We start from the raw sequence: 12,135 nt of genomic DNA, 5'->3' as shown, positions 1-12,135 counted from the left end.
CTGTGGGTTTGGGGAGAGTCTCCGGTAGTGGATGAGGGGGGTTGATAGGGCGGGTTTCGTCTAAGATGGGAAGAGCGGAAGGTCTCCAGCGAGCGGAAACCGTAATAAAAAATTCATCATATTGAGATTGTCTAGTGTTTGATCTTTATCTGAAAGAATTAATTGCAGCGGTCAAAAAGGGTAATGCAACAGAACATACTCACCGCCCCACTTTGCAACGGTTATTAGAGTCTTTAGAGTCTGGGTTAACGGTTACGAATGAGCCGAAGCGGATTCAGTGTGGTGCGCCAGACTTTGTCATTATTCGGAAGTTGCAGGAGATTGGTTATCTTGAAGCGAAGGATGTGGGGATTGCATTAAAAAAAGTAGAAAAGTCGGATCAAATGAAGCGGTATTTGGCGGCTTTGGGAAATTTGATCTTAACGGATTATGTAGAATTTCGGTGGTATGTGGGGGGCGTGTTTCGTTCGGCTGCGAGTTTAGGGAGTTTTGATAAAAAAGGTCAGTTTAAGGTAGATCCAGAGGGTCAACAACAGGTTGAACTTTTATTAAAAGGGTTTCTAGAAGCGCAAGTTTCACAGGCAAGAACGCCGAAAGAATTAGCACAAAAGATGGCAAGTTTAGCACAGTTAATTCGGGATGCGATCGCCATCAAGTTAAAGGATGCAACGGAAGGAGTTTTGTTTGATCAATATGAGTCATTCCAAAAGGTTTTAATTTCGGGTTTAACGCGGGCTGATTTTGCGGATATGTATGCCCAAACAATTTGTTATGGGTTATTTGCGGCACGGTGCAATACAAAAACGCCTCAAGATTTTTCACGAAAAACGGCAGCCTTTGAATTGCCGAAAACAAATCCTTTTTTACGGGATATTTTTGATAAGATTGCCGGGATTGATCTGGATGATAGTATTGCGTGGGCGGTGGATATTCTGGCGAATATTCTCAAGCTGACGGATATGGCGGCGATTTTACAGGATTTTGGGAAACGGACGCGCCGAGAAGATCCGGTGGTGCATTTTTATGAAACGTTTCTGGCAGAATATGATCCGAAAATGCGGCAATCACGGGGGGTTTACTATACGCCGGAGCCTGTGGTTTCGTATATTGTGCGGAGTGTGGATTATATTTTAAAGGAAAAGTTTGGGATTAAGGATGGTTTGGCGAGTAAGCAAAAGGTGACGATTCTTGACCCGAAAGATCCGCAAAAAATGATTGAATCACATCAGGTTTTAATTCTTGATCCGGCGGTGGGGACGGGGACATTTTTGCATGGGGTGATTGATCATATTTATGAGAGTTTTAAAAATAAAAAGGGGATGTGGTCAAGTTATGTGGGGCAGCATCTTTTACCGCGTTTGTTTGGGTTCGAGTTGTTGATGGCTCCCTATACGGTGGCTCACATGAAGTTGGGTTTACAGTTGCAGGAGTTGGGTTATGAGTTTGATTCGGATGAACGGTTAAAGATTTATCTGACGAATACGTTACAGGAGGCGTTTCAAATTCCTCAAGCGTCGGGTTTTATGACTCGGATTAAGGATGAGGCGGAGGCGGCGAAGGAGGTCAAACAGGAACGTCCGGTGATGGTTGTTTTGGGTAATCCACCTTATTCTTATCAGTCGTCTAATATTGATCCTTGGATTGTGAATTTAGTGCGGGATTATTATCAAGTGGATGGTAAACCGTTAGGCGAAAGAAATCCAAAGGGTTTACAGGATGATTATGTAAAGTTTATTCGGTTTGCTCAACATCGAATCCAAGAAACGGGTTATGGGGTTGTTGCATTTATTACGAATCATGGTTATTTGGATAACCCAACGTTTCGGGGTATGCGTCAAAATTTGATGCAGACTTTTGATGAAATTTATATTTTAGATTTACATGGAAATAGTAAGAAAAAAGAAGTCTCTCCTGATGGCTCACCTGATCAAAATGTCTTTGATATTCAGCAAGGTGTAGCGATTGGCTTTTTTATAAAATATAAAGATAGTAAAAATAATCTTGCAACTGTCTATCATCATGATTTATATGGCATACGAGAAATAAAGCAAAATAAAATATTAACAGGAGGAAAATATTATTTTCTAAATGAGCATAACATTCAATCAACAGAATGGAATCAAATAAATCCAGATTTACATTTTCATCTTTTTCAAAATCAAAATAGTGAATTATCAAAAGAAATAGAAAATTTTTGGAATATTAAAGACATCTTTTTGGTCAATACACCTGGTATCGTTACAGCAAGAGATCATTTGACAATTCAAGATAATTCTGAACAAGTGTTGAATACTATATTGGATTTTTCTGAACTTTCTATTGACGAAGCAACTGTCAAGTATAAATTACCGGAAGATAGTAGGGATTGGAAAATTCTTCTTGCACAAAAAGACATTAAACAATCAAAATTATTAAAAGACAAAATAAATCCTATTTTGTATCGTCCATTTGATGTCAAATATACGTATTACACGGGAAAAACAAAAGGTTTTCACAGTATGCCACGACATCAGGTAATGAGACATATTGTTGGGAATAAGAATTTAGCTCTGATCTCGGTTCGGCAGGTAGCAGAAGGAGTATTTAATCATATTTTAGTTAGTAATTTTATAATCGATAATCGATTGACTTTAAGCAATAAAGGATATGCTACTTTCGCCCCTTTGTATCTTTATCCATCTGATGAACCGACACTTTTTGATCCTGCTCCAAGTTCAGCTTTAGGTGGTCGCCGTCCGAATTTAGACGAAAAATTCATCCAAGAATTTACAGAAAAACTAAACTTAGAATTTATTCCCGACGGTAAAGGCGACCAAAAGAAAACCCAGAAAACCTTTGCACCCGAAGATATTTTTAACTACATTTACGCCGTCTTCCATTCCCCCACCTATCGCAGCCGTTACGCCGAATTCCTCAAAATCGACTTTCCCCGCGTTCCCCTCACCAGCAATAAAAAACTCTTCTGGCAACTCGCAACCCTAGGCGACGAACTCGTACAAATTCACCTCATGAATCGCCAACTCGACACCATCACAGGCTTCCCGATCGAAGGCGATAATATGATCGACAAACTCCGCTACACCGAACCCACCCAAGACCAAAACGGCAGAGTCTACATCAATAAAACCCAATACATCGACAACGTTCCCCCAGACATTTATAACTTCCAAATTGGCGGCTATCAAGTCTGCAATAAATGGCTAAAAGACCGCAAAAAACGAGAATTTACCGATGATGACTTTGAACACTATAGCCAAATCGTCGTGATTTTGAAGCGAACAAAAGAACTCATGAACGATATCGATCAGGTTATCGAAAAACATGGCGGCTTTCCCATCCAATAAATACCATTCAACCTTCTGCCTTCAAAAATCCCCATCTCCCACACCCTGCATTAACTCCAATCTTGGGACTCTTCGCCCCCCTTGGTGCGGCGGTAAATTTGCCCCGTGGCGTGGATTGTGCGGGTTTGGGCGAAGAGTTCATCCGGGGTCAGGCTGTAGGAGCTGAGGAGTTCGGCGAGTTCGGCTTGAAAGGCTCGCGCCCCCGGAAAATTCTGGTAGCGAATCATGAGGCGGGCGAGTTCGACTTTGTTGTAGTCCGACAGTTCGCCATCGCGTTTGATCGCGTCGAGGATGAGGCGATCGCGACCTTCTTGGGGGTGGCGTTGGTCATTGGTTTGGGTCATCGGCGGCAACATTAGGAAGATCAGGGGGCCATGACCACAGTTTAATCTGACCCTGAAGATCACCGCTGGCAAATTGGCGGCCATTGGGATGCACCGCCAAGGACATCACCCAATCCTGATGCCCGTTCCAATGCTGCAACAAAGCCCCATCGAGCATCGACCAAAGGCGAATCCCGTCATGGCTGCCGCTGATCAGGGTGTCGCCGTCGGGGGTGAGGGCGATCGCCCTCACCCCTCCCGTATGGCCCCGGAGGGTGGCGCGTTGCTGCCCCGTGGCCAAATCCCACAGAATGAGGGTGCGGTCTTCGCTGGCGGTGATCAGGGTGTCGCCGTCGGGACTGAACTGGAGAGCGGCGATCGCGGCGGTGTGGGCAGGAAACGAGGTGAGCAGAGAACCCGTGCGCAGATTCCACAATTGCACCGTGCCGTCCAAGGTGCCCGCCGCGAGGGTGTAGCCGTTGGGATGCACCGCGATCGCTGCGATCGCTTGAAACCGCACCAAGGTATAAAGGGGACGCTGTTGGTCTAAATCCCACAATCGCACGCCCCCCAGCCCCGCACTAATCAGCACCGTTTCATCCGGGGTGAGGGTGAGGTCGAGGACGTTGGCGGTATGGTAGCGGAGGGTTTGCTGGAATTCACCGTCGGGAAATGCCCACAGATGCACCTCGCTATCTTCCCCCGCACTGATCAGCAACCCTTGACGCGCACTCAAGAGCAAATCCACCACGCCTAAACTCTGGCTCCGGGTCGTTTCCACCAGTTTCCCGGACTTCAGACTCCAAATCCGTAAGCGGCCGTCATTATGGCCGCCGCCACTGATCAACACCTGACCGTCGGGACTAAAGGCGATCGCATTCACTGCCGTGTCTTGGGCTTGAAAGGTGCGCTCAACGTTGAACTCCTCAGCACGACTGACGGCCAAGGGATGCAGCCAACACAGAAGGGCCAAGGGAGCCACCCACCAACGCTGGATCATGATTGCAAATTGGGGCAAATGGTTCGTTCAATCAGATGGGCTGGGGGTTGATCTTCCCAGCCGGAGAGAATGCCTTCGAGTTCGGTGCGGAGAATTTCTAAATTGGCGATTTGGGCGTGAATGTCGTCGAGTTTTTGCTGCAGGCGTTCTTTGATTGCGCCACAGGGGAGCGTTCCCCCATCATGCACCATCAGCAGATCATGAATATCTCGCAAACTGAGGCCGAGGGCTTGCGATCGCTTAATAAACGCCAACCGATTCAACACATCCGGGTCAAATAACCGATAACCAGAAGGCGATCGCCGCATCACCGGATTTAATAAATCAGCCTCGGTATAAAACCGGATGGTTTTCACCGATAGGCCACTGGCTTGAGCCACTTGACCAATTTTTAACCCTAGGGCTGAACGGCGGGACATTGGCATCAATCACACTGGAATTCATCGCAACAGCACTAACCCCAGGATAGCCGAAGCTTAAGCCCTGCTGCCCTTCTGCCTAGCGCACTCCACCCATGGCATCGGAGGGGAGCACGGTAAAGGTTTGGGCGCTGGTTTGAAACTGAGCGAGGCGTTGCTCAAATTCTGTTTGGGGGGTGGAATAGGTGATCAGCCACACGGCTTCCGGGGCGGGGATCGCATAGACCAATTGGGTAATGTCTTGCTTCCCGGCGGTCATTTCCACAACGAGCCGGCCCGCTGTTTCACCCTGAAGATCTGTCATCCCCGATGCTGCCACACGATAGCCCAAGGTTTCGATCTGGGTGACGACGGCGGCTAAGAAAACCGCCATGGAGGTATCGTGATCGAGGCGTTGGCGCGTCACATTAACATTGGTGACAAAGCCGGATGGGTCATTGGATTCATCAAAGGCAATCAGGGCGATCGCTTGCTTCCGTTCCCGTAACGCTTCACTGAGGGAATGGTGCTCTTCCCCCGCTTGATCAAGCTGCTGCGCCACAGCTTCGAGATCCTGCTCTGGGTTGCCTCCCTCATAGCCCATCGGGAGGGCCAGAGAAACCCCGTCCCCAACCACGGTGTGAAACCCAGCGGCGAGGGCTTCCGCGTCCGTCGGGGCTGGGAGGGCTTCCGATTCGGTTGTGTGGGTGGACACAGCCGTAACCAAGGGTTTAGCCGTTTGGCAGCCCATCAACGTACTGGCCAAGCCAACGCTAAGGAGCAAAGGGTGCAGAGATTGAGCCATGATTGAGTTGAGCGACGGTAAGAATGTCAGGTCTGGCACTGTCAAATGGGATGATCCCCAACGGGTTTTTCATGATCCCCCCGCATATCTTAGCCTGGTTTCAAAATTTCAGCCGGTTGATGGGGTTGAATCGGTGCGATCGCATCCAACACCACCCCCGCCGGACTCACTTGCATCCGATAGGGCAAAATTTCCACCCCCGCCGCGATCGCCTCCCGAAACAGTTCGCCATAGGTGGGATCAGCGCGATCGCCCGGTGCAAAATCCCCACAATCCCCCCGATTAATGAAATAGAGCATCACCGCCGCCGCCTCCGACCGGATCGCGATCAATTCCCGCAGATGTTTCTGGCCCCGCGTCGTCACCGTATCGGGAAAAACCGCCGTCCGTCCCGTCGTCCAAGTGGTATTTTTCACCTCTACATAGATCGGATTTTCACCCTGGTCATCGGTGAGGAGAAAATCAATCCGACTCTTGCGATCGCGCCCATAGGCCACCTCCGGCCGCACCTGAGAATACCGCCCCGCCAACTCCGGCAATTGCTGATTCAATAACGCCGCCTTAATAATCCGATTCGGCAAATTCGTATTTACCCCCACCCAAACCGGCTCCGGGTCTGCCAGTTGAATCAACTCCCAGGTGTAGGCCAGCTTCCGTTTCGGGTTATCACTGCGCGACACCTGCACCGGCTGCCCCGGTTGATACACCCCCGTCATCGGCCCCGTATTCGGACAATGGGCCGTGATCACCTCCCCCGTATCCAGTTCAATCTCCGCAAAAAAGCGTTTGTAGCGTTTAATCAATCGTCCCGCCAAGAGCGGCGGATAGTGATAGAGCCAAAGGGTCATAACGTCACAGGGAGTAAGGATTTGCCCCGTGGATCGTAGCGTATCGCGGTGATGCAAGCGCGATCGCAGTGTGGGCATCGTGCCCGCTGGGGTGGAGCCGTAGCGAGCAGGATGCTCGCACTCCCTAGTCTTGATGGTGGAGCCGTAGCGAGCAGGATGCTCGCACTCCCTAGTCCTGATGGTGGAGCCGTAGCGAGCATCCTGCTCGCACTCCCTAGTCTTGATGGTGGAGCCGTAGCGAGCATCCTGCTCGCACTCCCTAGTCTTGATGGTGGAGCCGTAGCGAGCATCCTGCTCGCACTCCCTAGTCTTGATGGTGGAGCCGTAGCGAGCATCCTGCTCGCACTCCCTAGTCTTGATGGTGGAGCCGTAGCGAGCAGGATGCTCGCACTCCCTAGTCTTGATGGTGGAGCCGTAGCGAGCAGGATGCTCGCACTCCCTAGTCCTGATGGTGGAGCCGTAGCGAGCAGGATGCTCGCACTCCCTAGTCCTGATGTCAAAAATAATTGCTCGTGACCCTTGCACAGTCTCAACCATTCCCCCTATACTGTTAGTTCGATACGTCAACCTCTGGAGAGGTGGCTGAGTGGTCGAAAGCGGCGGATTGCTAATCCGTTGTACGAATCGCAAGACCGTACCGAGGGTTCGAATCCCTCCCTCTCCGTTCCAAGGCTCCCCGATGCCGGGGCTAAATCCCCACCATTCATGGCGAACAGACGGCCCAAGATGATTACCATCTTGGGTCGCTTTTTCGTGGTGCTTGATACAGTTTGGCGCGATCGCCCTCCCCTAGGCTGAATCTGCAAACCTTGATTCTCAAAACCACATGAGCGGACTTTGCGGCCTCAACAAAACTCCCAACGGTGTCGTCTTGGGCATGGTACAACTCCAACTTCCCACCGTCGTCACCCCCGACGACCTCGCCCAGCAAACCCAACGCATCTGTGACATCGTCGGCAAAGCGCGGCGCAACCTCCCCGGCATGGATTTGGTCGTCTTCCCTGAATATGCCCTCCACGGCCTCTCCATGGACACCAACCCCGATATCATGTGCCGCCTCGACGGCCCCGAAGTCGCCGCCTTCAAACAGGCCTGCCTTGATCACCAAATCTGGGGCTGCTTCTCGATCATGGAATACAACCCCCAGGGCAACCCCTACAACAGCGGCATCATCATCGACGACCAGGGCGAGATCAAACTCTACTACCGCAAACTGCACCCCTGGGTTCCCGTCGAACCCTGGGAACCGGGCAACCTCGGCATTCCCGTCTGTGAGGGCCCCAACGGCAGCACCCTCGCCCTGATCATCTGCCATGACGGGATGTTCCCGGAAATGGCCCGCGAATGTGCCTACAAAGGTGCGGAGATCATGATTCGCACCGCTGGCTATACTGCCCCGATCCGCCACTCTTGGCGGATTACCAACCAAGCCAACGCCTTTTGTAATCTGATCTACACGGCTTCGGTTTGCATGTGTGGAAGTGATGGCTCTTTTGATTCCATGGGTGAGGGGATGATCGTTAATTTTGACGGTGTGCCCTTGGTGATGGGGAGCGATCGCCCCGATGAAATCATCACCGCAGAAGTCCGGCCGGATCTAGTCCGGGAAGCCCGTCGCCATTGGGGCGTGGAAAACAATATTTATCAGTTCGGCCATCGCGGTTATGTGGCCGTCAAGGGCGGGGCGCAGGATTGCCCCTACACCTATATGCAGGACATGGTGCAGGGTAATTATCGCCTCCCCTGGGAGGATGAGGTGATCCACATCGACGGCACATCCTGCGGCTTCGAGGCCCCAACTCGCATCTATGGCAATCAACAAGGGCATGAGGACAGGCAAGGGGCTTAAGCTCCTTATCACGGCCCAGAATAGGACAAATCATCAGGGGGCGATCCTGGGGGTGAGGTGGAATGGGCGGGGGATGGCGGATGCGATCGCCCCCCTGGCCGCTGCTGTTTAAAGAAACGAAACAAATAGGATGCCACCGCAGGGCAGGCCGTATCGTAGATGACAGCAGACTTTTGAAACAAATAGCAGCCATGACCCAACCCACTATTGAGTCCATCTTGCAGGAAAATCGCACCTTTGCCCCGCCTGCGGAATTTTCCCAAGCGGCCACCATTGGCAGCATGGAGCAGTACCGCGAACTCTACGACAAAGCCAAGGCTGATCCTGCCGCATTCTGGGCAGAACTCGCGGCAACCGAACTCGATTGGTTTCAAAAATGGGATCAGGTGCTGGATTGGCAACCGCCCCATGGGCAATGGTTCGTTGGCGGCAAGCTGAATATTTCCTACAATTGCCTCGATCGCCACCTCACCACCTGGCGCAAAAATAAAGCGGCGTTGATCTGGGAAGGGGAACCCGGCGAAAGCGTCACCCTCACCTATGCCCAATTGCATCGCGAAGTGTGCAAAATGGCCAACGTGTTTAAATCCTTAGGGGTGAAGAAGGGCGATCGCGTCGGCATCTATATGCCCATGGTTCCCGAAGCAGCGATCGCCATGCTCGCCTGTGCCCGCATCGGTGCGCCCCATAGCGTCGTTTTCGGCGGGTTCAGTGCCGAAGCCCTCAAAACCCGCCTCATCGATGCCGAGGCGAAACTCGTGGTGACGGCAGATGGCGGCTTTCGCAAAGATAAAACCATCCCCCTCAAACCCGCCGTCGATGCAGCCCTCGCCCATGACGGCGTACCCAGCGTCGAAAACGTCCTCGTCGTTCAACGCACCCATGAAAAAATCACCATGGAACCAGGGCGCGATCACTGGTGGCACGACCTCCAAGCCGGAGCCAGCGCCGTCTGTCCCGCCGAACCCATGGATAGCGAAGACCTCCTCTTCATCCTCTACACCAGCGGCACCACTGGCAACCCCAAAGGCGTTGTCCACACCACCGCCGGTTACAACCTCTACACCCACATGACCTGTAAATGGACATTGGATCTCAAAGACACCGATGTCTATTGGTGTACCGCCGATGTGGGTTGGATCACCGGCCACAGTTACATTGTCTACGGCCCCCTCTCCAACGGAGCAACGAGCTTGATGTATGAAGGCGTGCCCCGCCCCTCCAATCCCGGCTGTTTTTGGGATGTGATCGAAAAATACGGGGTCACCATTTTCTACACTGCCCCCACAGCCATCCGCGCCTTCATCAAAATGGGCGAACACCTCCCCAACGCCCGCGACCTCTCCTCCCTGCGCCTCTTGGGAACCGTGGGCGAACCGATCAACCCCGAAGCCTGGATGTGGTATCACAAGGTGATTGGCGGTGAGCGTTGCCCGATTATCGATACCTGGTGGCAAACGGAAACCGGCGGCTTTATGCTCACGCCTTTACCCGGTGCAACCCCGACTAAACCCGGTTCGGCCACATTGCCCTTCCCCGGTATCTTGGCGGATGTGGTGGATCTCGAAGGCAATCCGGTCAAGGATGGCGAAGGGGGTTATCTGGTGATTACCCATCCTTGGCCGAGTATGCTGCGCACGGTCTACGGCGATGATGATCGCTTCCGTCGCACCTATTGGGAGCATATCCAACCCAAAGAGGGCCAGCATTTCTACTTCGCCGGCGATGGAGCGCGGCGCGATGCGGATGGTTATTTTTGGGTCATGGGTCGCGTCGATGATGTGATCAATGTGTCGGGGCATCGCCTCGGCACGATGGAAATCGAATCGGCCCTTGTGTCCCATCCAGCCGTCGCCGAAGCCGCAGTGGTGGGGCGCACCGATGATCTCAAGGGTGAAGATGTGTTTGCCTTTGTCACCCTCGAAGGGGATTACACCGGCAGCGATGCGTTGATCGATGAACTAAAGCAGCATGTGGCGAAGGAAATCGGCGCGATCGCCCGTCCGGGAGATATTCGCTTTACCGATGTGCTGCCGAAGACGCGATCGGGCAAAATCATGCGGCGCTTGCTCCGGAATTTAGCCTCCGGCCAAGAAATCGCCGGCGACACCTCCACCCTCGAAGATCGCAGTGTCCTCGATAAATTACGCGGCGGCGCATAGACTCACATCATCGGGTTTTCTAGAACACAATCCCCCAAGCAATCACCCTAGAAAACCCGGTGGCGATCGGAAAGTGATTTCGGAGTGAATCGCCCCATGAATCACCTCACGCGGACTTGGGGGGCAGGTTCACTGCCCCTTGAGCGAGATCGGGGCTGAGGGAGCCTTCTTCGAGGACGCGAATGCTGTTCGGGGCGACCCGGATTTGAACTTGTTCGCCGAGGGTGAAGGTGTCGAGGTTGCCATGGTGGATGTTTTGGCGGCGCACGATTAGTTCGCTGCGGGAGGTGAGTTGAATGACAAAGCGGGTGTCGGTGCCGATGTAGACCACATCTTTAACCGTGCCGCGTAGGCCGAGGTTTTCGCCGCTGGTGTCGGGGTGAATGGTGACTTTTTCGGGGCGGATGACGAGGGTGATGATTTTGCCGACGGGGATTTCTGGTTCGTAGGGGACGGAGAGGGTGAGTTCGCCGTCAATGAGGGCGACAATGCCGCCCATGGATTGTTCGATGACTTGGCCGATGAGGAAATTACTTTCACCGATGAAGTCGGCGACAAAGCGGCAGTTGGGTTCTTCGTAAATTTCCGTGGGTGTGCCCACTTGGAGGATGTGACCGTCGGACATGACGGCGATGCGGTTGGACATGGTGAGGGCTTCTTCTTGGTCGTGGGTGACGTAGACGAAGGTGATGCCTATCTGTTGCTGCATGTGTTTGAGTTCAAGCTGCATCGCTTTGCGGAGCTTGAGGTCAAGGGCACCGAGGGGTTCGTCAAAGAGGAGGACTTGGGGTTTTTTGACGAGGGCGCGGGCGAGGGCGACGCGCTGCTGTTGGCCGCCGGAGAGTTGGCGGGGGCGGCGGTTTTCGAGGCCGTTGAGCTTGACGAGGGCGAGGACATCCCCGACGCGGGAACGGATTTGGGCTTTGGGGAGGTTGTCCATTTCGAGGCCGAAGGCGACGTTTTCGGCGACGGTGAGGTGGGGGAAAAGGGCGTAGTTTTGGAAGACGGTGTTGACGGGGCGGTGGAAGGCGGGGCGATCGCGCATGGCCTCGCCATGGATGACCACCTCACCAGCGGTGGGGGTTTCAAACCCTGCGATCATCCGGAGCAAGGTGGTTTTGCCACAGCCGGACGGCCCGAGGAGCGAGAAAAACTCTCCGTCGTGAATCTGCAAGTTTAACTGTTCAATAGCTCGAAATTCTCGGTTGTTTTGACCCCGGAAGGTTTTCGACACGTTGACCAGTTCAATTGCATGATTCATCAATTTTTGCCTCGCTATTGTGAAGATGACCGTTAGCAATGGAGTGAGAAACAGAGACCGAAGAGTTGCCTTCGGTGGGGAGGGGTGATCGCCCTGGGGCGGCACAATCGGCATCGTTAGCGCGATCGCGCTTGTCGCCTCGACT

General features: G+C 52.7%; 9 protein-coding genes and 1 tRNA gene. 4 read left to right on the top strand and 6 right to left on the bottom strand.

What is annotated here, in order from left to right:
• The first annotated feature begins 134 nt into the window (after nt 1-134).
• Nucleotides 135-3,344 carry a type ISP restriction/modification enzyme gene (locus SPI6313_RS01165; RefSeq protein WP_072619346.1) on the top strand — a complete coding sequence of 1,070 codons (3,210 nt, stop codon included), beginning with the start codon at nt 135-137 and terminating at the stop codon, nt 3,342-3,344.
• 50 nt (nt 3,345-3,394) lie between these two features.
• On the opposite strand, the gene SPI6313_RS01160 is transcribed toward SPI6313_RS01165, so the two are convergent.
• The 5 genes from SPI6313_RS01160 to sfsA all read right to left on the bottom strand — a co-directional run bounded on the left by SPI6313_RS01160 (nt 3,395) and on the right by sfsA (nt 6,718).
• On the bottom strand, nt 3,395-3,688 hold the full coding sequence (locus tag SPI6313_RS01160; protein WP_072619345.1) for a DUF3288 family protein: 294 nt from the start codon (nt 3,686-3,688) through the stop codon (nt 3,395-3,397).
• A complete protein-coding gene (locus SPI6313_RS01155) occupies nt 3,672-4,667 on the bottom strand; it encodes a WD40 repeat domain-containing protein (RefSeq protein ID WP_072619344.1) in 996 nt (331 codons plus the stop codon). The genes SPI6313_RS01160 and SPI6313_RS01155 overlap by 17 nt, the downstream gene beginning before the upstream one ends.
• Nucleotides 4,664-5,086 carry a heavy metal-responsive transcriptional regulator gene (locus tag SPI6313_RS01150; protein WP_072619343.1) on the bottom strand — a complete coding sequence of 141 codons (423 nt, stop codon included), beginning with the start codon at nt 5,084-5,086 and terminating at the stop codon, nt 4,664-4,666. Before SPI6313_RS01150 ends, SPI6313_RS01155 begins: the two co-directional genes overlap by 4 nt.
• A gap of 79 nt (nt 5,087-5,165) precedes the next feature.
• Nucleotides 5,166-5,870: a DcrB-related protein gene (locus SPI6313_RS01145; protein ID WP_072619342.1), complete on the bottom strand. Its 705-nt coding sequence runs from the start codon at nt 5,868-5,870 to the stop codon at nt 5,166-5,168.
• A gap of 89 nt (nt 5,871-5,959) precedes the next feature.
• Nucleotides 5,960-6,718 carry a DNA/RNA nuclease SfsA gene (sfsA, locus tag SPI6313_RS24965; protein WP_072619341.1) on the bottom strand — a complete coding sequence of 253 codons (759 nt, stop codon included), beginning with the start codon at nt 6,716-6,718 and terminating at the stop codon, nt 5,960-5,962.
• 572 nt (nt 6,719-7,290) lie between these two features.
• On the opposite strand from sfsA, the gene SPI6313_RS01130 reads away from it, so the two are divergent.
• From SPI6313_RS01130 to acs, 3 genes are all read left to right on the top strand, one after another.
• Nucleotides 7,291-7,382, top strand: a tRNA-Ser gene (locus tag SPI6313_RS01130).
• Between the two features lie 162 nt (nt 7,383-7,544).
• On the top strand, nt 7,545-8,567 hold the full coding sequence (locus tag SPI6313_RS01125) for a formamidase (RefSeq protein WP_072619339.1): 1,023 nt from the start codon (nt 7,545-7,547) through the stop codon (nt 8,565-8,567).
• Between the two features lie 191 nt (nt 8,568-8,758).
• The gene (gene acs, locus SPI6313_RS01120; protein ID WP_072619338.1) at nt 8,759-10,729 is read left to right on the top strand and encodes an acetate--CoA ligase; all 1,971 of its coding nucleotides are present in this window, start codon (nt 8,759-8,761) and stop codon (nt 10,727-10,729) included.
• A 106-nt stretch (nt 10,730-10,835) separates the two neighbouring features.
• On the opposite strand, the gene SPI6313_RS01115 is transcribed toward acs, so the two are convergent.
• The gene (locus tag SPI6313_RS01115; RefSeq protein WP_072619337.1) at nt 10,836-11,990 is read right to left on the bottom strand and encodes an ABC transporter ATP-binding protein; all 1,155 of its coding nucleotides are present in this window, start codon (nt 11,988-11,990) and stop codon (nt 10,836-10,838) included.
• Nucleotides 11,991-12,135: the final 145 nt, after the last annotated feature.

It is taken from the genome of Spirulina major PCC 6313 (assembly GCF_001890765.1).
GTDB lineage: Bacteria > Cyanobacteriota > Cyanobacteriia > Cyanobacteriales > Spirulinaceae > Spirulina > Spirulina major.
Note: the sequence above shows the minus strand (reverse complement) of the source record. Positions and strands in the feature narration are given on the sequence as shown.